Genomic DNA, 21083 nt, shown 5'->3' with positions numbered 1-21083 from the left:
CTTCAATGATAATATTTGGGACCGCGGATATTGCCGTGCGCGATCGGCTCGCGGTCGCCGCGCGAGCGCGCCGGCACGCCATCGAGCCCCTTTTCGAGGATCGACCGGATCGAGGGATAATTGCGCGCCTGGATCTCCAGCGCCCGCAGCGCCGCAGCCTCGAGCCGCTCGGCGCCGAACCGGCTTTCCAGCCTGATGATGCCGAGGCACGAGCGATAGCCCTGCTCGGGATGCGGCCTGTCCTCCATGATCTTGTCGACCAGCAGCCGCAGCATCGGCCCGATCCGGCTCGCCTCGCTCTGGATTCTGAGCGGCGTCCATTCGCCATAGCGCCGGTGACTCGAGGGCATATGGTCATGCACCTTCGTGTGACGACCGTTGCCGCTGCTGCGCATGTGAACGGCGATCCGCGTGCCGTCGAGGAAGATCTCGACGGTGCGGGCCGTCAGCCGCACGTCGACCTCGCGCCGCGCGAACCGATACGGCACCGAGTAATGATGGCGCTCGATGTCGATATGATAATCGAGCCCGACCCGGCGCTTGCGCCATTCCGCATATTGGTAGGCCTCCGCCGGCAGCGGCGTCAGTTCGGGCGCGTCCAACTCCTCGAACAGCTGGCGCCGGGTCCGGCCATATTGCCTCAGCACACGTTCGTCGTTCAGCCGCTGCATCAGCTCGGCGATCGCGGCATTGAGCTCACCGAGGCCGCGGAACACCCGATTGCGCAACCGCCCGAACAGCCAGCGCTCGACGATCCCGACGCAGGCTTCGACCTTCGCCTTGTCGCGCGGCCGCCGCGGCCGCGTCGGCAGCACCGCCGCGCCATAATGGCGCGCCATGTCGCAATAGCTCCGGTTGACCTGCGGATCGAACAGGCAGGCCCGGATCACGGCGACCTTGGCATTGTCGGGAACAAGCAGCCGCGGCGCGCCGCCGAACGCCTCCAGCGCCGCCACATGCGATGCGAGACAGTCCGGCAGCTTCTCCGTCCAGGTCGCGCATGCGAACGACAGGCTCGATGCGCCCATCACCGCCACGAAGATATGCGCGTCGCGCGTCCGGCCCGATCTCCGGTCGACCACCACCGGCACCTTGTCGCCCGCATAGTCGATGAACAGCTTGTCGCCGCCCAGGTGCGTCTGCCGCATCGTGACCGGCAGCCGGCCTTCCCAGGCACGATAAAGGTCGCAATAGCGGCTGTACCTGTACCCGTCGGGATGCTGCTCGGCATATTCTTCCCACAGCACCTGCAGCGTCACATGCTTGCGCTTCATCTCGCGATGCACCACCGACCAGTCGGGCTCGGGTCGCTTTCTCCGACCCGGCTTCGAGCCCTGCGGACCGTAAAGCCGCTCCTCCAGCTCCTGGTCGCTCATCTCGACCGGCGGCGGCCATTCCAGCCCGGACCGATCGTAGCGCTTCACCAGCTCGCGCATCGTCGAGGGCGCCACGCCCACGCGCAGCGCCACCTCCCGCGTCGAAAGCCCCGCATCCTTATGCAGCTTCAAAATCTCGCGCACCCGGCGCATATCTACCCTCCTCGTCGGCATCCTCGTCTCCTTTGCAGTTGCTCCTGCAAAGAAAGACGTTTTGGCGAGCGAGGACTTCCCCTCCCGAGGTGGGCGACATCATCCCGGAATGCCGGGCGACATCACCTCGGAATGGTGGGCGGGATCATGTCGGAATGCCGGGCGGCTTCATCTCGGAATCGTGCGCGCGATGAATTCGGAATCCGCAGGGTGAGTTCTGATTCAGTGTTTTTCCGGAAGGGAGACGCTGATGGCGCGTTTTGATTTGACGGATTTCGAATGGTCGGTGATCCAACCCTTGCTGCCGACGAAGGTACGGGGGGTGAAGCGTGTGAACGACCGGCGGGTATTGAATGGGATATTCTGGCGGCTGCGCACGGGAGCGCCTTGGGCGGATATTCCCTCGCGCTACGGGCCGCACACGACCTGTGTGAACCGCTTCAACCGCTGGCGGCGGGCGGGCGTGTGGAAGCGGATATTGGACGCCGTTTCCGAGGCTTATGCGGGCGACATCCAGATGATCGACTCCTCGTCGATCCGCGTCCACCAGCACGCCGGCAACGCCCAAAAAAAGATGGTCGATCCCGTTGCATGGGTCGTTCGCGCGGCGGCCTGACTACCAAGATCCATGCCATGGTCGATGCCAACGGGCTGCCGATCAACTTCGTTTTGAGCGAGAACCAAGCCTGGGACGGACATAGCGCCCACGCTATGCTCGATACGCTGGGGCCAAGCTCGATCCTGCTCGCAGACCGGGCCTACGACGCCGACAAGCTGCGCGCCGCGATCGCCGACAAGGGTGCCTTTGCCAATATCCCGCCCATGCCGCAGCGAAAACGGCCCCCGGCGTTCAGTCCGCTCCTCTACCGCTTCCGCAATCTCGTCGAGCGCTACTTCAACAAACTTAAGCATTTCCGCGTCGTCGCAACCCGATATGACAAGCGCGACGACAACTTCCTCGCCTCAGTCCAACTCGCCTCCATCCGTATCTGGTTACGCGCTAATGAGTCGGTGACCTAGCCCAGCTTCACGACTGAGGCAACCCAAGGTCCGAGTGACGCCGGGTCGGGTTGTCGAAGCATTCGATATAATCGAACACATCGGCCTTTGCCGGTGCTCTCGAGCAGTAGATCTTGTTCCCGATCCGCTCGGTCTTGGGCGAGGATAAGAAGCTCTACATGGCAGCCCCTCCGACAGGCTCAGGATAAATTATCCCATTCATAGCCGCACCGGCTCATCGACCATCCGACCATCCCGCACGAAAACAGATCGATCACCGCTGCGACGTAGAGGCCGCTTCGCAAGACAGCGAGAGTTCCGCACAGCCGCCGCAGGGAGCGCAAGATGAAAGGGGCGAACAGGTCGCGGGGCGGTCGGAGAGGAACAAACCGTGCCCTGCGACCTGTTCGCAGTCCGGTGCCGCAAATGAACCTGCAAGCTCTGCGGACCGGATCGGCGCCGGGGTCATTCCCGCGCCAATTTCGTGATGATGAAGCCCCCCGGCCAAGTCAAAGACCTTCATCGCGGAAGTTTCGGACGTTCCAAGAAAGGCGCGCAGCGATCGTTCGGGGAAGGGGGATGCTATCAGCCAAGCGGCGAATGCTGCAATAGGAAACGTGGCGATTGTTGGTCAGATCAACGATCTGACCAACCCGACCATAGTATACCGAGATCGCGCGCCATCGCTCGCCCGCCGGGTCGCGGAATCCAACTGCGTCCGTCGGCCGTCCGAACTCTGGATTTACGCCCCGTTGAGCCATGACGACCTGAGCGCCGTTGGGCGATAGTCGTCGAGCAGGCGCGATGTCACGCGACCCTCCGACCATCGATGCGACGTGGCTCCGGCGCATGTCGATGCCGCAGAAGCAGTCCCCTCCATGCTGATCACTCGTGACTTCGCGAGGATATTGCGCCATCAATCGCCGGGACGAGGCAGCTAGAGCGAGCGGCGCGGCGGAGAGGGACTTGAGCCCGGTCCGGCGAATCATCGCCATCATGCGCGACGCTCGATCCGGAACGTGGCATAAGGCTTGAGTGAGGCGATCGCTTCGATTGGCTCGGGCGGGCGCCAGCTGAACTGACGCACCTCGATGTAATCCGGCGTGACATCGAACAGGGTGAAGCCGTTCTTCTCCTGGGTCTCCGCCAGATCGGTACCCAACAGCTTGCCCGGAGTGCTCGCGAACATTCCGCGCCCGTGGCTCGGCCAGCCAGTGGCCGTGCCGATTGTTCCCGCAAGGATCGCCTCGACCGGATTGGTCGCAAGGTCGATATTGCCGCTGCGCGTGAAACGCTTGGCACCGCTGGCGTGGATATCGCCGGATATGGTAATCGCAGGGCGCTCCCGCTGTTCGGTCAGCGCCTTGATTAGCCGCTGGTGCTGGTCGAACCAACTGGCGGGCCAAAATTCCTTGTCGCCGTAACTGGTGCCCAAAGGCGGTCGATCCTCGTACCAATCACCAAGCTTGCCTGCAGTCCAGCCGAACGGGACTGACGGGACGTGGATGTACTGGCTGGCCTCGGATCGGTGCAACCGTTCAATCAGGAACCGCTCGACTTCCGGAAACAGCATACCGTTACCGGTCTTGGTATCCCATCCGCGGCGACAATCGAACAGAGCCAGCTCGACGAGCTTACCGATTCTGACCGCCTCGACCGTTTCAGAGGTCAGGCTCCCACCGGGCAATTTCGGACGACCCAGCGCAAAGGGATAGGCCATTGCCGCTGCGCGGCGTTGCAGATTGAGGGTGAAAGGACGCGGCGGGAAGGTGTAGCCCCAAGTGCCGCCATTGTCGTTTTCAAAATAGTCGTGGTCGTCGCTGATGAAGACCAGCGGAACCGAGGCGAACCGGTCCTCATAGATCGACGCGATCTGCCGCCCGATCACCGTGTTGAGGGAGCGGCGGTTGGTCTCGGAATCGAATTCCAGATCCTGGTCGATCCACGCAATCCTGCGGTAGATCTCTTCGTTGCGCGCCAGAGTCCTGGCACTTCCACGGATTTTCAGCGCGGTGTCGAGATCCCAGTAGATGTGATCGCCATTGGCCACCGCCAGATCGGGCGAGAAACTCAACGCACGATCGAACAAAGCACGCCGCGTGTTCACCGCTAGCGCACTCTTGGCCTCATCGCCGCCCGCACAGGTGAAGAACAGAATGCGGAACCGTTCGGGCAGGTCATCCAGGTCGGGCAGCGTCTTAAGCTGCCACGGTGCGCGCAGCGCGGCACCGAACTCATCGGTCAGGGTCAGCTCGTGCGTGGTGCCGCCTTTTAGACCCTTCTGGACGAAGCCCCAGGCGTAGCCGTCCACATCCATCTGTTGCGCCGCAGCCTGCCGCCCGTCGATCGTCAGCACCGGTGCTGCGAACGGCGGAGTGTCGAGCAGCACCTTGACCGCCAGCGCGTCATGGCTCGCCGAAGGCAGCAATGCTCTGACGGTGCGGGTTTCGGCGGCGCTCGCACGCGACCAGGAGACTCCGCCGAGTAGTACGCCGCCGAGGCCCGCAACTGCGGCGCTGTGAAGGACCGTTCGTCTGCTATACATGATGGCCTCACATGTCTGGCCGGTGTCGACCCGCGCCATTCCAATGGATATCCGTCAATCTCGGTCGCAGTGAAGACGAGCGCCCCGGCTCGCCTTCCCACCGAAGCTAGTCGGCGATCCGACGAACCAGCGCGACCCAATCGGCCGATCCGCCGGACGGTGGCGTCCCGAGCGAGACGAAACGCGAATTGCGGATGGAACGGGGGGCACCCCTTTTCAGCGGGGCTTCACCACCCGCGATCTCCGCCACGCTTCCCTTTCGCAACGGGCCGCCAGCGACGGCGTCGTACCAATCGACGCTGTAGCGTCCGCTTTCGCCGAGCAGCGACAGCGCGGCGGGCGTCCCGGCGCGGGTATAGACGATGTAGGTCTTGCCGTGATCGGCAAACACATATTCCGTCCTGGTCATCGTCAGGTCGTCATCGGCAACCATCCCCAGGGCACGCTCACCGACATGCTCATTAAAGAACGCGATGGCGTTTCTGCCGTCGTTGAATTTCAGCGTACGCGTGCGGTCGTTCTCGCACCCCAGGTCGTGACACTTGTTTCTCCAACCGTAATACATCTCCATCCCACCGGCCCCGGCGAGCAGCGCATTCCAGATTGCGTGACGGCGATAGGTTTCGCGCGTCGGAGCAATCTCGGGCTGAACGGCGGGCGACCGCTCCTTCGCTGCCTTGCGGGCTTCCGCGGCGGTCTCCTCCTCCTCGCCGGGCGGAAGGTCGCCCGGGTTGAACGACACAACACCCTTGGTAGGCAAGGTGTTCAGGTCGAACCCCGCATCGATCGGCGCACCGGGCCCTGCGGTGCCGGACTCGTCATAGCCGATCACGACGCGACGCCCCGCCCTGATGGAGGCGTTGGTCCATTTGACGATATCGGGACGCATGTCGGAGAAATCGATCGTGTTCCCCTGCATCGCCAGGCCGTTCATGGAAGATCCGCTCGCCAGATGGGGCCGGAAACGCTCCTTCTGGCGCGGATAGGTCGCCATCACGAGCGGGTGATCGTAGGGATCGAGGGAGTCTATATATTTCGCTTGCTCACGGACGACATCCGGGTGCTGCGTGTTCTCCTCGCCCATGTTCCAGGACACGGCGAGGAAGTGGTTGAGGCGCGCGACCATCTCCCGGATGTAAATCTTCCGCTGGCGGCCCAGCTTGCCGCCGTCCATGAAGAAGTTGTTCTCGACCTCCTGCATCTTGAAATGCACCTGGAGACCCAACTCGTCGGCATAGGACAGCGCACGCTGCCACTGGGCCAGCTTCACAACGTCGTAGCGGTCGTGATGCACGCCCTTTGCCCATTGATCGGCGGGCGAAAGCTTTTCATAGCTTTCCGCAGACACGCGCATGATTTGGGGGATGACGTTCTGATCGTCGCCCCCGATATTGAACAGGAGCATGCTGACACTGTTCACCCCGGCCCCTTCCAGATAGGCGAAGCGTCCCAGCAATCCCTTGCCGCGTTCGTCGCCCCATGTGAACGACTTCGCTCGCGCGTCATAGTCCCTGACATGCGGTTGCCAATCGTGGCGCATCCCTCTCGCGTTCGGCGTGCGGTCGAAATCGATATAGGCCAGCATGTTCTCCGGCGAATCCACGCCGAACTTGAAGAAAGGTTTGCCGGTGCCAGACCAGCGATAATACTGCGCTTCGCGATACTGAAGCAGCCCGCGCGCGCGGACATCGTTTCTGGGTGTGGCGGACACTTTGAAACTACCGGTCGTGCCATCAACCCCGACCACCGCTTCGCCAGCGTCGCCGCTTGCCACCACATCGGCGCCGGTCCGGAAGCTGACACGATAGCTCCACTCGCCGGCTGACATGGGCACAAAATGCACGCGCCATAGCTTCCCGTTCGTGCACCCGCTATCCGCTGCGTCGGCGCATGCCGCGAAATAGCCCGGCACCGTATATTCGCGGCCGGACCGGCTGAAAGTGACGTCTAACCGGTAGTCAGCGAACGGATTTGGGCCAGTTGCCTGATCGAGCACAGGCCCCTCCACGTCGAGCGTAACAGGGTCGTAAACCCCCCCGGCGTTGCGCGCAGTGACGTTGGCATTTGCCGCCAGAGGTGTGCCAAAGGCCAGGGCGGCCAGTGTCATACCCCAGCGTGCTCGGCTCGGTAACAAGTATCCGAGATAATCCATGTAATTTCCTCCCGCATAGAACAACAAGCGCGGCGTCGAGGGTTCGAAACGAAGCTTGCTCAGCAACGAGCCGCCGACACATCCACAGTTCCGACTTAGAATTCCGCGCTAAAACCGAACGTCACGATCCGTCCGTACGGGTTCGACACATAGCGGTTGATGCCATAGGTGCGGCCCAATGTGCCGCCGTAGAACACCGGATCACGGTCGAACAGGTTCCTGACGTTCAGGTACAGCCTGGCGTTTGTACCCCCACCAAATCTCAGCCGGTATGCGGCGGTCATATCCACCGTCGTATCCGCCTCGACCCGGTCGCCTCCGCCGATAGGCCTATTGTTCTCATCAAGGATCAGCGGCTCAACAGTCTCGTCGCTCCAGTTCCTGTAGGCGCCGGTATGATTCAGGAACCCGTTTATCGAGAAGTCACCCAGAGCCCAGCCAAACTGGAACCGGAACCGCTTCTGGATTTGGGGAAAGCTTGAATTATAGCCGGAGGTGTTGAGCGTATTAAATTCTTCGCCGCCGAAATTCTGGTCGAAGCGGGTATAGTAGGTGCCTGACACGCCGAAGGTGAATCGACCGAAATCGGTTCTGTGCCGATAGGTGATGTCCGCGTCGATGCCTTGGACGGTCATGTTGAGCACATTGCCCTGGTCGTTGTTGTTCATGAAATAGGTTATGGGCGGCAGCGTCGTTGAGATGGTGCCGCCGTTGGCGACATTCGCGAACTCGTTTATTTGGGCCGTCGTGCAGCCCGTTGGGCAGATCGTCAGCCGGTCCCGCATCGCGGTAGAATAAAGCTGTTGCACGATCTCAAGTCGGTTCACGCCGCCGATAAACTTGTTGCTCCAGTATGTCAGCGATGCCCGAAGGCCCCGGCTCTGCGGCGGTACAAAGTCGACGCCGAGGGACCAGCTGTTACCGGTCTGTGGCTTGGCGTCAGGCCCCATGCCATAGTCGCGCGTCAGGCCCAAGTTCGAGGACGTGCCGATCTGGCATACGGTAACCGCACTCGCGCAACCGGGCAGCAATCTGGCATCTGGATAAATATCGAGCGGAACGTAGAATGGCTGGGAGCGCGTCACCCCAGTCGCTCTGCGCTGATAGCCCAGCTCCGGAATTCCGATCGAGGTCAGCGGCGGCGCAACGAACGCGGTTGCATAGTTGCCGCGCAGTCTCAGCCCTGAAACCACCTCCCAGTTGGCCGCGATCTTGGGATTGGTGGTGCCGCCCACATCGTTGTAATGATCATATCGGCCCGAGAGGCTAAGATCGAGCCGCTTCATCAACGGCACACCCATGTCCTCCGAGACCAGCGGAACCGCGACTTCGACATAGCCCGAGAGGGCATTGCGGCTGAGCGTGAAGCTAACTTCGCCGGTCAAGTCGGTATCTTCGACATGCTGCTGGGCCCAATAATATTCGCCGCCGAACGCCAGGCGCACATCGCCGGCCGGCAATGCGAACACCACGCCCTGCGCTTCCAGCTTTGCCTGGTTGAATCTGTTGAGGTGCATGAGGGAGTTCTCGTTGGTATAGAGACTTGCCAGAACCGCCTCCGAGGTCCTGCCGCCATTGGGCTGCCAGACGTCCAGCGCGTTCTCCGTCGTCAACGGGATGTTTGTAGCGCGGCTAATAGCTCCGGTCGCGGACCTGGTGCCGTTCAGTGCTTCCTGTACGCAGGCGGTGCAGATAAGGCCGTAGTTGTTCGTGTAGCTGCGGCTGTGCCCGAACGCGTTGCTAAGCGTCACGGACCAGCTATCGGACAGCTTGTATTCGGCATTACCGTAGAGATAGAGCGTCTCGTTCTTCGCCTGCTGCGTTCCGTAGTCATTCCCGGGCCTGATCGCGGACCAGGTGACCACCTGCTGCGTCGCCGTGGGGTCCCCCGCCGGCGCCGTATAGAATGGATTGATCTGGCCAAAGCGACTCGACGCCGGAGAGAAGGCCCCCGGGCCGAAGACGGTCACGTTGTTGACCGCCGCGGGGCCGAAGCGGTACACGGCGCGCAAACGTTGGTAATTGGCGGTGCCGGTTACCGTCAACCGGTCGCCAAACGTATTGTCGACGCGCAGCAGAACATTTGTGCGCTTGTGGTTTCCAAGCGCATCCGCATAAATCGCATTACTATTGCAAGGGGCGTTGTCCGTAATCACGGCTGTCGTCGTCGTCGCCGAGGGCGACAAATAGACTTCGCTTCCAGACGAAGGCGTGCTGAATGTGGCCGGCGAACAGTGGAACGTGTTGGTGTTGCGACCGCCGACCGAACGGAAATCGCCCCTGCTCAGGAAATCCCGGTCCCTCATCCGCAGCGGGCTTCGATACGTATGTTGAGCGGCGACATAGATACCGCCGGTGTTCCATTTCGTTCCCACGATGCCGTTGACGTCGTAGGTGTGCCAATTGTCCGCGAACCCGACTTTGCCGGCTATTTCCGCTCCGCTGAACGATGACCGCGTGATGTAGTTCACGACACCCGCAACAGCATCGGAGCCATAGATGGACGAGGCGCCGTCCGCGAGCACCTCGACCCGCTGGACCGCACTGCGCGGGAGGATGTTTGGATCCGTCTGAGCAGTTCGCGTGCCCCCGCCGGGGATCCGCATACCGTCGATCAGAACCAGCGTCGTGTTGCTCGCGGCTCCCCCCAGGCTGTGGATTTGCGGCGAGTAATAGGAGAATACGTTCTCGCCAGCATCCGCGCCCGACGTGGTGATTGCCGGTACGGTGTTGAGCAGTTCGCTCATGTCGGTTGACGCCGTTTCTTCAATAGACTCTCGATCCAGCGTAACGAGGTTCGATCCGATTGGAGCGACGCCGCGAATGGCCGTGCCCGTGACGACGATGTCCTTGTCCTTTTCAGATTCCTTTTCAGAGGCCTCGCCCGCCCGGGTTTCCTGTTCAGTAACCGGCTTCTTCTCGGCTTCCTGTTGGGCCGCGAACGCCGGTGCGATTCCGAGAGACGTAACTGCCAACACTATAGCGATAGTCGATACCGATCCATTCAGCCGAATAGCCATGACCCTCTCCTCCCAAATACTCAGTCTTTTCTAATTTCAGTTCGAACGCACGCGCTGAACCGCGCACCCTCACGATAGGTCCGAAGCGCTTGTCGCGGTGCACCGCCAATCCGCCTCAGACATTCCGCTCATTGGAATAATATTCCATCTTAAGAAATGCCCTAGCAAACACGCTCCGGCTTTACAACCCTTGGCTGACGATTGTGCGCCCGCAGGCGAAGGGAGGTGAGTTCGGCAAGGTTTTTTCTGCTGTCACGGTCAGGGGACGCAGACGCTCGCCGCGCGACGGCCGGACTGTCGCGACGACATGTTCGGAGACGGCGTCCAGCGTTTCGGCCTACGGCCTGCGTTGGGCTATTTATAGACCGTGCGACGGGCACCGGCGCTGCAGCCGGATCACCTCGGGTGAACTTGTTGAAGCACTTTAGGGGGCTAGCAGCTTCGCGCGGGCGAGGCCTGCCCCCGCCGCTGGCGGGAGCAGGTCAGCAAGTGGCGCAGTCCGGCTGGCGGAGCCCTCGGCCGGCTTCGGACGCCTCAGAATGTCACGCCAAACGAGACGTTACCGGAATGGTCCTGAGCATTCTTGCTGAGTAGTCCCGAATAGGACAGGCTGAGACGCATCTTGGAATTGAGGCGCCACAGAACCTCCGTATCCATCAGGCCCGCATCTCGGGCGAATGCGGCGCCTTGGACACGAAAGCGTGCGTTTGTGCCCGCAAAGGTCAGATGCGAGGCTGGGATCACCGAACCGAAACCGTGCTGCCAGGCCGCTGTAGCCCGCACGGCAAAAGGGCCGTCAGCCGATGTCGTGAACCGCAATCCGGTCGTAGAGGAAGAATATGTGTCCCGCTCACGCCCGGACGACAATGCCAAAGACCCGCCCGGCGTTTCGCTAAACGCGCTGGTGCGCGCTTGCACCCACGCCCCGCTAACGAACGGTTCGACCAGCCCGGCGCCCAATCCGACGGGGAGGCCGATCTCGCCCCCCCCGTGCAGCGTCTGGCCCCCATAGGTTACGCGATGGTTGCCAGTGACACTGCCCAGCGCCAACGTCCGCTCAACTTTGATGTCTGCATCGGAATAGCCGCCGGCCACCCGGATGCGAACGGGGCCGATCTCGGCACTTGCATAGCCCATCAGCCGCACGGACCTGGCGGTACCCTGGCTTGTGTGCGACCCGTTGTTCAACTTGGTGCTCGTGAATCCGGTGGCCGCACCAAAGCGCAGGGTGTCCCCGCCAAAATCAACGCCCCCGATGATGCCTCGGCCATCGCGCTCGAGCACGGCCGCGTTAGTGCGGTCGCGATTGTCGCCCCAGTTTCCGAAACCGTTCAGCCAGACGCCGGAACCGGGTGCCGCAGTCTGCATCCGGTGCATGACCGCTGCCCATGGGCGGCGAACGTCCTCGATCATTGCCGTCCGAACCGACGCATGGATTTCGCCAGAGACTGTATCAAAGCCTTTACGGGCAGTCGCACCATCGAGCTGGAGCACCGCATCGTGCAGGGCGTTCCCGCCCCCAAGTGACTGGATGGCACCGGCGACCCCGCGCTGATTGGGGGTCGCCGCGATGGCGGCGAAGTCGATGTCGTTCCTGGACAGTGTCAGCGTCACCGCATTGGTGCTGTACCGGAGCGAGGGCGTCAGGAATGCAAGGTTGGAGGTGACGCTGGAAAACCCGTTCGAAGCGCCGCTACGTGCGATCCCGCCCGCCGCCTGAATAATGACATAGTCCGTTTCGATGGCGTAATTGCCGGCTCCAGCCAGCACCTGGACAGTCCCGCCGTTGATCGTGACCGCCCCTGACGCATTCAAAAGGTCGGTTGCGCCAGCTGCAGTTGTTTCAACCTGGAAAACCGAACCGGTGTCGAAAGTTGCCGTGGCGACAGACAGCGTGCCTATGCTGTTGCCGGGTGCAAGAATCCCGCCATTCCCTATCACAACATTTCCAAGCTGGCCGATGCCGCCGATGACGCCGCCGCTCGCCGTCTCGATCGTGCCGCCGAGCGTGCCGCCGATCCTGAGCGTGCCGGCCACAACGGACACCGTTCCCGCAAAGTTCGACGAATCACCTGTCAGCACGAGCGTACCTGTCCCGCGCTGCTCCAGCCGACCCTGACCGGTAATGATACCGGCATAGATATGCTCGTCCGAGCGCCGGAAGGCGAGAGTCGGCGTGTTGCCTCCTGAGGGTGGGCCGATATGGACGTTGCCAGGCAGCAGCCCGCTGGTCCCGCCATCGCCGATCTGGAGCACGCCGTTCACGATCTGCGTGCCACCCGAATAATCGTTCGCACCGGTCAGGACGAGCGTACCCAAGTCCTCCTTGACCAGCGCCCCGGTCCCAGCCAGCCGCGAGCCGATGGTTGCGACCATGCTGGAGCCGGCGCTGGTGCCATCGCCGACGCGCAGGTTTGCCGCGCCAATCAGGTCCAGCGCGCCGCCCTGAACTCGGTAGCCTGTAGTCGCGAACTGCATATTGGTGGCTGCGACCGGCCCGGCCGCGGTGTCGACAGTGACCGTTCCTGCCTGGCCGCTGAAGACCGCAAACCCGCCGCCCCAGGGCTCGCTGGAACTGCCGTCGGTACCGGTCCAGTTAGTCCGGCCATCTGCACTCCAAGTCCCGTCGCCACCGGCAATGGTTCCGTTGGCGGTCGTGCGGGTCCCGTTCCAAAACTGAATGTCCGAGACCGTCCCGGGAATTGAGACGACCAGATTGACCTGGCCCGGCGCCGAAGTTTGGAGAACTCCCTTTTGCTCTCCGCTAAGGGGGGTGACGTCCAGTCCGTTGTCGGTAAGCGTCCCTCCATAGCTGAACAGGCGATAGAGTCCGGCCCCGAAATCGGTGGCCTCGGTTACTACGAGGGTCCCGTCCAGCGTGAGGTTGCCCGTGATGTTGAACATCTCGCTCGCGCCAATGTTGCCGAGTGTCGCGGAGACAGTCGCATCGGAACCGAGCGTCAACGAGCCCAATGTCAGCGTTTCGCCTGATGTACCGACCAACGTGCCGTTGACCACGGCCGCACCGGTCAGCCTCCCGCTGCCGCTGAGCGAGCCGGCTGCTTGAACCGTCAAGTCGGTAGTCAGTGAGCCGTCGAGGTGCAAGCCGCCGCTCTGGATCGTCACCCCGCCCCCGAGCGTACCCGTTCCCCCATATGTCAGCACGCCCGTACCCATCTTGATCAGCGAGCCGCTGCCTGACAGGGCGCCGGTGTAGCTGGTGTTCACGCCAGAACCGCCAAGCGTCAGCGTAGCGCCGTTGATCCTCGTCTCCCCAGTGCCGGACAGGCCACCGACTTGCTGATCGAAGCCCGCGACAATGTCGAGAATTCCCGCCGTCTCGACGGTCACCTGCGAGTTGGACGACAGGGCATTCGTCATACCCCCGCGCAGGGTACCGCTCCGGACGATCGTGTTGCCGCTATAGGTGCTATTCGCACCAAAGGTCAGAACGCCTGCCACCGGGGAATCGAGGATGACTGCCCCGGTACCGGTGATGGGCGCGGCGAGGTCAACCTCGTTCGACCGATTGATCACCAATGTGCCGTGGTTGGTGATCTGGCCAGTGATGGCGCCGCCGGTTCCACCATTGCCCCAGCGGAGAATCGCCCCGCTCGCGATGTTGGTACCCTCCAAAGCGGCGGTAAAGGCACTTGTGACCGTCCAATCGCCGGAGAGGACATTGTAACCGTCGAATCCGAGGACATCGGTGAGCGTCTTGGTACCGGAGCCCGTTAGATACATCCGGTTGCCGGCCGCTGTGCCAGCGGCGGCCCTGATCCGGCCGTTTACGGTCGCGTCCGTGTCGAGATAAACGCTGTTGCCGCCGCCGTGGACGTTGACGGCATAGGAGGTTCCCGTTGTCGCCGTACTGGCGGAGGTGACGCTGCCTGCTTCAAGACGAATGATGGAATTGGTTTCGGCGCGGATCGCGTCGGCGGCGGAACTGCCAGTAATCCGTGCCTCGATGGTGCCGCGATTGATCACCTCACCGGTCCTCAGATAGACACCGGACCCACCGCCGATGAACGCGCCCGCCTCGTTGGTCAGGTGCAGGTTCACGGCGGCGTTGGGGCCGATCCCGCTGCTCGTGGCATTAGTCCCGGTGCTCTCGATGCGTCCCTGGTTGACGACCGTCGCGGTACCGGAGCCGGTGTTGGCGATCGTCACGGCGCGTCCCGTGGTGACGATGCTGCCGGTCGAGGTAACGGTGAGGGCCTCGTCGGCGCCGAGGCTCATCTGGCTTGTCGTTGCGACGTCTACCGTAGTTTGAGCCAAAGCCGCGCCCGGAACAAATAGTCCAAACGCAGTGCCAAGTAGAATTGTGCGCAACGAAAACGCCGATGCCGGATGCTTCATAATATACCCCTTCCCCATATTCAGTCAATTCTAGTGTCAGCTCGAGCCACGCGCTGCCTCCCTCATCCTCACGGAAGGCCCAAAAGTTTGCCGCAGCGCCCCACTAATCTATTTCGATTATTCTATTCAATGGAATTTTATTCCATTATTAGAAATTCTCTAGCAAACGCGCTCCGGCTTTGCAACCTTTGGCTGGCGATTTGCGTGCTTGCGCCTTGCATCGCCATCCTGTGGCGCGCTTGACTTTGTCTTGGGTGGAGGTTGTGCTGGCGCATGGGGCGACGACTGCGGAAGCGTGCCGCCGGATCGGTGTTACGGAACAGACATAGCGTAATCGAGGCTGGTCGACCCCAAGATGCTTCGGCAGGTCGATCCTGTCGAAGAAGAGGAGTGATCTTCCCCCGATTGCGCGGACACCGATGATAGGCTCTGCGGAGTCAGGAGGTGTAGAATGGCAAAGACGACGAAGCGTCAGTTTACAGATGAGTTCAAGCGCGAGGCTGTGGCGCTGTGGGAGACGAGCGGGCGCAAGCAGACCGAGATCGCGGCGGAGTTGGGGATCATGCCAACGATGTTGCGCCGTTGGTAGCGCAAGTGGCAGGAAGGTGGCATTGTGAGCCCGGCGACGAAGTCGCCGATATCGCCAATGGCATCGCCGGCGGATCAGGAGGCGGAGATCGCCAGACTGCGCCGCGAACTCGACCGCGCGCGGATGGAGCGCGACATACTAAAAAAAGCCGTCGGCATCTTTGCGGAGATGCCGCGATGAGGTTCAATTTTATCGAGCAACATTCCGCGACCTGGCCGGTGCGCGTCATGTGCCGCGTGCTCGGTGTGTCAGCCAGCGGATATTATGGCTGGCGCAGTCGCGCGCCGAGTGCCCTCGCGCGGGCCTGTCAGTAATTTTGTGCGCGAGGCCGATTACCGTCATCAGATGACGAACCTTTCGCCGAAGATCACGGCGAACTGGGTTTTTGCCTCGGTCCATTCGCGCGGCGGTCGTTTCCACTCTTGCGCCGCATGATTGAGGACGAGGTGTAGCAGCTTCATGGCAGCGTCGTCACCGGGGAAGTGTCCGCGAGTGCAAACCGCACGCCGCAGCTTCGAGTTCAAGGCCTCGATAGCGTTCGTGGTGTATATGATCCTGCGGATGGCTTCACTAAACGCAAAAAATGGGGGACTGTCAGGATTTCCGTGTGTGGCCGGGCATAATGGGCAACAAGGAGTCCCACTATGTCACGACGCAAAGAACCTGCCATACCGAATGAGCTTCTCGATCAGCTTTTGGCGGGCGGCGCTGCCAGTGCCGCCTTCGAGCAGGGCGGTCTGCTCGATTCGCTGAAGAAGGCGCTGACAGAGCGTGCCCTGAATGCGGAGATGGATCACCACCTCGCTGGCGAAGACGGCGCCGGCAACATGCGCAACGGCTACGGTCGGAAGACGGTAATGACCGACACCGGCAAGTTGGCGATCGACGTGCCGCGCGATCGCCAGTCGAGCTTCGACCCGCAGTTGATCGCCAAGTATCAACGCCGCTTTCCCGGCTTCGACGACAAGATCGTGTCGATGTACGCGCGCGGCATGAGCACCCGCGAGATCACCAGGCACCTGCACGATCTATACGGCATCGACGTCTCACCCGATTTGATTAGCACGGTGACCGACGCCGTGCTCGATGAGGTCGCCACTTGGCAGCAGCGGCCGCTCGATCCGGTTTACCCGCTGGTCTTCTTCGACGCGATCCGGGTCAAGATCCGCGACGAGGGCATGGTGCGCAACAAGGCGATCCACATTGCGCTGGGCGTCCGCGCCGACGGCGCAAAGGAGGTGCTCGGCTTGTGGCTCGAGCAGAATGAGGGTGCCAAGTTCTGGCTTCGGGTGATGAACGAGCTTCGCAACCGTGGCGTTGAAGACATCCTGCTGGCCGTCGTTGACGGCCTGAAGGGCTTTCCCGATGCGATCACCGCAGTGTTCCCCGATGCGATCGTCCAGACCTGCATCGTTCACCTGCTGCGCAACTCGATGGACTTCGTCTCCTGGAAGGACCGAAAGAACCTCGCCAGCGCGCTCAAGGAGATTTACCGTGCCACCGACGCAGATGCCGCCGAAAAGGCGCTGACAGCATTTGAGGCTGGCCCTTGGGGGCAGCGCTATCCCGCCATCGGCCAGAGCTGGCGGCGCGCCTGGGGCGAGGTGATCCCGTTTTTTGCGTTCCCCGACGAGGTCCGCCGGATCATCTACACTACGAACGCCATCGAAGCTTTGAACTCGAAGCTCAGGCGGGCTGTCAGGGCCAGGGGACACTTCCCCAGCGACGAGGCCGCCACCAAGCTGCTCTACCTGATCTTGAATCGGTCGGAGAAAGAGTGGAAGATGCCACCACGTGAGTGGACCATGGCGAAGGCGCAATTTGCCGTGATCTTCGGCGAACGTTTCATCAGAGCCATGGCGGCCTGATGATCAACCGCCCGGCCGCACACGGAAATCCTGACAGTCCCAAAAATGGGATGACCTGATCCCAATGTCGCCGCCAACTTTGTGCGATCGCCGGATATTTCTGACCCCAATGCCCTGCCTCGAATGCCTCCAGGGCGGTCAGGCCGGTCTCGGCGTTTTCGGCGCGATAGACGCTACGCAGGGATTGGGCGATCGCCTTGCGGTCTTTCCACGACGCGAAGCTCATGCTGTTTCTGATCAAATGCACAACGCATGTCTGGACCACCGTTTCCGGGAACACGGCGTTGATGGCGTCCGGGAAGCCTTTCAGGCCGTCGACGACCGCAATCAGTATATCGGCGATGCCGCGGTTCTTGAGCTCGTTCATGACGCGTAGCCAGAACTTTGCACCTTCGGTTTGCTCGATCCAGATGCCCAGGATGTCCTTGGTCCCGTCAGGCAATATGCCGAGCGCGATATAAACGACTTTGTTACGGACGAAGCCTTCGTCGCGGATTTTGACCCGGATCGCGTCGAAGAACACCAGCAGATAGCAGGCATCGAGTGGCCGACCTTGCCATTCGGCGACCGTTTCCAGCACGGCGTCGGTCACCGTCGAGATCAGGTCCGGCGATACGTCAATGCCGTAAAGCTCCTCGAGATGCCCTCGGATCTCGCGAACCGTCATCCCGCGCGCATACATCGAGATAATCTTGTCGTCGAAGTCCGAGAACCGGCGCTGATATCTCGCGATCAGCTTCGGATCGAACGTCCCCGAACGGTCGCGCGGGATATCCAGCGTCACCTTCGAACTACCCGTCAGCATCGTCTTCTGTGACGTGCCGTTGCGCCGATTTCCTCCACCGGCCTCCGCCTCGGATCCAGATGATCGTCAAGCTCCGCTGCCAGCATCCGTCCCGACAGCGCCTTCTTCAGTTCGTCGATCAAGCCGTCCCTGGCAAATAACTCCTGCGGATCACGCCCTGCCAGCAACTGATCCAAAACTTCCTTGTCGATAGCCATAGGATGGGTCCTTTCCATTCCATCTTATGGCCTCGCGCACAAAATTACTGACAGGCCCGGCCGACGTGTTCGATTACATCGAATGCTTCTACAACCCGACCCGGCGTCACTCGACCCTGGGTTACCTCAGTCCTATCGACTTCGAACGCGAAGCTGGGGTAGCCTGAATGAACCTATCTCGGTGTCCATCAAACCGGCAGCAGGCCACATCTAGCTATCCTAGCTTTCCGCATCCTCATATGGGAATCGCCGCCAAGTTATGACAAAGGTGTGCCCGCGAAAGCGGGAATCCAGTTCCAACGCCGGTTCGCTGGATTCCCGCTTTCGCGGGAATGACGAATGACTTTTACTCTTGTTACTATGATTATCATAGTTACTATCACCCGCAAGAGGAGATTCGCCCGTGACCGATCCAGCATCCACTCGCGCGGCCGTCATCGTCGGCGCCGGCGATGCGACGGGCGGCGCCATTGCGCGCGCCTTCGCCGCCGAAGGGCTGACCGCCTGCGTCAACCGGCGCGAGCGCAATGCCGACGCGCTCGAAAGGCTCGCGCAGTCGATCCACGACGCGGGGCATCAGGCGCGCGCCTTCCCCGCCGACGCCCGCGACGAGGACGCGATGATCGCCCTGTTCGATCAGGTCGAGGCAGAGGTCGGGCCGGTCGAGGTCGCGGTGTTCAACATCGGCGCCAATGTGAATTTCCCGATCGGCGAGACGACGGTGCGCGTCTACAGCAAGGTCTGGGAAATGGCGTGCCTGGCCGGGTTCCTGATGGGGCGCGAGGCCGCGAAACGCATGACGCCGCGCCGTCGCGGCACCATAATATTCACCGGCGCGACCGCCAGCTTGCGCGGCGGGTCGGGCTTCGCCGCCTTTTCGGGGGCGAAGGCGGCGCTGCGGATGCTCGCCCAGTCAATGGCGCGCGAGTTGGGGCCGCAGGGCATTCACGTCGCGCATGTCGTGATCGACGGCGCGATCGACACCGAATTCATCCGCGACCGCCACCCCGATTTCGACAATGCCAGGGCGCAGGATCTGATCCTGAACCCCGACGCGATCGCCGCACAATATGTGGCGCTGCACAAGCAACCGCGGAGCGCGTGGACGCACGAACTCGACCTTCGCCCATGGGGAGAAAAATGGTGACGGAAATTCCCTCTCCCCTTGCGGGAGAGGGTTGCGGAGACTTGGCGGCTCGGCCGCCTAGTCATAGCTGGGTGAGGGGTATGCGATCCACAGGATCGCGCGAGCTTCGCTCGCAACCCCTCATCCAAGTCCGCCTAATCGCTTCGCGATAAGGCTCCCTATCCTTCTCCCGCAAGGGGAGAAGGGAAAGGATTTGAAGCATGACCAAGACCCTCGAACTGATCTTCGATTTCGGCAGTCCCAACGCCTATCTGACGTTGAAGGTCCTGCCGGGCATCCTCGATCGCACCGGCGCCGAACTGGCGGTCACTCCCTGCCTGCTCGGCGGCATCTTCAAGGCGACGGGCAACAAGGCGCCGATGGTGCAATATGCCGGGGTGCCGGCAAAGCTCGCCTACGAGAATCTGGAAATGCGCCGCTTCATCGAACGGCATGGGCTGACCCGCTTCCAGCTCAACCCCCATTTCCCGGTCAACACCCTGCTGATCATGCGCGGCGCCATCGTCGCCGCGGACGAAGGGCGGCTCGACGCTTATGTCGAGGCGGTGAACCGCGCGATGTGGGAGGAAGGGCTGAAGATGGACGACCACGCCGTCGCCGCCGCCTTCCTGTCGGCCAACGGTTTCGACGGCCCGGCGTTGCTCGCACGGACGCAGGAGCCCGCCATCAAGGAAAAGCTCGCCGCCAATACCGAGGCCGCCGTCGCGCGCGGAGTGTTCGGCATCCCGACCTTCTTCGTCGGCGACGCGATGTTCTTCGGCAAGGATCGCCTGGCCCAGGTCGAAGAGGCGCTGCTGGGCTAGAATCTGCCGCCATCGGACGGCCGCGCCGGAACCACCGCATCGGCCGCCGTAACCGGCGCCTGCATGCTGCGGCCGGCCACGAAAATTCCCGCGATCACCAGAAACAGCCCGGCGACGTGGAAGAGATGCAGTTCCTCCCCCAGGAACGCGATCGCCAGCCCGGCGCCGATCAGCGGCATGACGTTCATATACTGCCCCGTCGCCGCCGACCCGATCAGTTCGACGCCGCGGTTGAAGAAGAGATAGGCAAGGAACGAGGGGAAGATCGCGACATAGGCGATGGCCAGCACGCTTTCGCGCGCGGCGACGATCCGCCGCCCCTGCACCAGTTCGCCGGCATAGAAGGGCGCGATCGCCACGATCCCGATCAGGATCGAACCCGCCAGCAGGCTGAGCGGATGAACCGGCGGGCGGCGGCGCAGCAGCACCGAATAGACCGCCCACAGCACCACCGCGAAACCGATGATCGCATCGCCGCCGTTGAGCCGCAGCGCGAGCAGCGCCTGCAGGTCGCCGCGCGAGATGATGGTCAATACCCCGGCCAGCGAGACGGCCACGCCCGCGATCTGCCGCGCCGTCGTGCGCTCCTTCATCAGCAGCGCCCCGATCAGCAGGATCAGCGCCGGCTGCGCCGACTGCATGAGCATCGCATTGAGCGCGGTCGTGGTCTGGAGCCCGCTGTAGAGCAGGGTATTGAACGACCCGATCCCCAGCATCCCCAGTAGGATCATGATCGGCCAGTGCGCGCGCAGCACCGGCCAGTCGCGCCGAAGGTGCGGCCAGGCGAGCGGCAGCAACAGCAGCAATGCGAGCGCCCAGCGCCAGAAGGACAAGGCGATCGGCGGCACGAAATCGCGCGCGGCCCGCCCGACGATCGAATTGCCGGCCCAGCAGGCCGCGGTCAGCGTCAGCAGCAGATAGGGCCGCGCCCACAATCCCGCCAGCCCCGCCCCCGGAGCCGCGCGCACCGATTCTTCCATGCCTGTTCCGTCGTTCATCGCGCCTCCGTGCCGTGCCGGGCATCCGGAGGCAACCGCTTGCGCGCTCCCGCGCATCCGCTAAACACGCTC

Annotated in this window: 10 protein-coding genes and 5 pseudogenes; 6 read left to right on the top strand and 9 right to left on the bottom strand. The window is 62.3% G+C overall.

The genetic code is table 11. The annotated features are described in order from the left end of the window. Positions 1 to 2: 2 nt before the first annotated feature. Positions 3 to 1529: an IS21 family transposase gene (gene istA, locus C3E99_RS02955; RefSeq protein ID WP_199775091.1), complete on the bottom strand. Its 1527-nt coding sequence runs from the start codon at positions 1527 to 1529 to the stop codon at positions 3 to 5. 250 nt (positions 1530 to 1779) lie between these two features. Between istA and C3E99_RS02950 the strand changes: the two genes are divergently transcribed. Further along, positions 1780 to 2549 (top strand): IS5 family transposase gene (locus C3E99_RS02950; protein WP_104959371.1). Its coding sequence is split into 2 segments (ribosomal slippage): positions 1780 to 2094 and positions 2097 to 2549, totalling 768 coding nucleotides; the frame shifts between segments, so codons are not numbered across the junction. A 7-nt stretch (positions 2550 to 2556) separates the two neighbouring features. Here C3E99_RS02950 and C3E99_RS20315 read toward each other — a convergent pair. From C3E99_RS20315 to C3E99_RS02930, 5 genes and pseudogenes are all read right to left on the bottom strand, one after another. Further along, positions 2557 to 2703, bottom strand: a pseudogene (locus C3E99_RS20315) (IS3 family transposase); the annotation flags it as partial. An 819-nt stretch (positions 2704 to 3522) separates the two neighbouring features. Continuing rightward, positions 3523 to 5112: a hypothetical protein gene (locus C3E99_RS02945; protein ID WP_158682076.1), complete on the bottom strand. Its 1590-nt coding sequence runs from the start codon at positions 5110 to 5112 to the stop codon at positions 3523 to 3525. Positions 5113 to 5179: 67 nt separating this feature from the next. After that, on the bottom strand, positions 5180 to 7225 hold the full coding sequence (locus C3E99_RS02940; RefSeq protein ID WP_158682074.1) for a DUF5060 domain-containing protein: 2046 nt from the start codon (positions 7223 to 7225) through the stop codon (positions 5180 to 5182). Between the two features lie 95 nt (positions 7226 to 7320). Then, complete coding sequence (locus tag C3E99_RS02935) at positions 7321 to 10245, bottom strand: TonB-dependent receptor domain-containing protein (RefSeq protein WP_104959368.1); 2925 nt, start codon at positions 10243 to 10245, stop codon at positions 7321 to 7323. 534 nt (positions 10246 to 10779) lie between these two features. Then, positions 10780 to 14484, bottom strand: coding sequence for an autotransporter domain-containing protein (locus C3E99_RS02930; protein WP_158682072.1), 3705 nt, complete (start codon positions 14482 to 14484; stop codon positions 10780 to 10782). Positions 14485 to 15055: 571 nt separating this feature from the next. Between C3E99_RS02930 and C3E99_RS20065 the strand changes: the two are divergent. Then, a pseudogene (locus C3E99_RS20065) lies at positions 15056 to 15492 on the top strand (transposase); the annotation flags it as partial. A gap of 42 nt (positions 15493 to 15534) precedes the next feature. On the opposite strand, the pseudogene C3E99_RS02920 reads toward C3E99_RS20065, so the two are convergent. Then, a pseudogene (locus C3E99_RS02920) lies at positions 15535 to 15780 on the bottom strand (transposase); the annotation flags it as partial. A gap of 57 nt (positions 15781 to 15837) precedes the next feature. On the opposite strand from C3E99_RS02920, the gene C3E99_RS02915 reads away from it, so the two are divergent. Then, positions 15838 to 17061: an IS256-like element ISSpwi2 family transposase gene (locus C3E99_RS02915; RefSeq protein WP_014082638.1), complete on the top strand. Its 1224-nt coding sequence runs from the start codon at positions 15838 to 15840 to the stop codon at positions 17059 to 17061. Between the two features lies 1 nt (position 17062). Here the strand turns inward: C3E99_RS02915 and C3E99_RS02910 are convergent. Beyond that, a pseudogene (locus C3E99_RS02910) lies at positions 17063 to 18063 on the bottom strand (IS256 family transposase); the annotation flags it as partial. Between the two features lie 59 nt (positions 18064 to 18122). Between C3E99_RS02910 and C3E99_RS19605 the strand changes: the two are divergent. The 3 genes and pseudogenes from C3E99_RS19605 to C3E99_RS02900 all read left to right on the top strand — a co-directional run. Next, a pseudogene (locus C3E99_RS19605) lies at positions 18123 to 18230 on the top strand (IS3 family transposase); the annotation flags it as partial. 236 nt (positions 18231 to 18466) lie between these two features. Continuing rightward, on the top strand, positions 18467 to 19210 hold the full coding sequence (locus tag C3E99_RS02905; RefSeq protein WP_104959365.1) for an SDR family oxidoreductase: 744 nt from the start codon (positions 18467 to 18469) through the stop codon (positions 19208 to 19210). Between the two features lie 200 nt (positions 19211 to 19410). Beyond that, complete coding sequence (locus tag C3E99_RS02900; protein ID WP_076074361.1) at positions 19411 to 20013, top strand: 2-hydroxychromene-2-carboxylate isomerase; 603 nt, start codon at positions 19411 to 19413, stop codon at positions 20011 to 20013. Here the strand turns inward: C3E99_RS02900 and C3E99_RS02895 are convergent. Further along, entirely contained in the window at positions 20010 to 21011 is a 1002-nt protein-coding gene (locus C3E99_RS02895) for a DMT family transporter (RefSeq protein WP_199775058.1), read from the bottom strand. The two genes, C3E99_RS02900 and C3E99_RS02895, sit on opposite strands and share 4 nt — an antisense overlap. Positions 21012 to 21083 lie beyond the last annotated feature (72 nt).

It is taken from the genome of Sphingopyxis sp. MG, from assembly GCF_002953155.1.
GTDB classification, from domain to species: Bacteria; Pseudomonadota; Alphaproteobacteria; order Sphingomonadales; family Sphingomonadaceae; genus Sphingopyxis; species Sphingopyxis granuli.
This window is presented reverse-complemented; position numbering and strand designations above follow the sequence as displayed.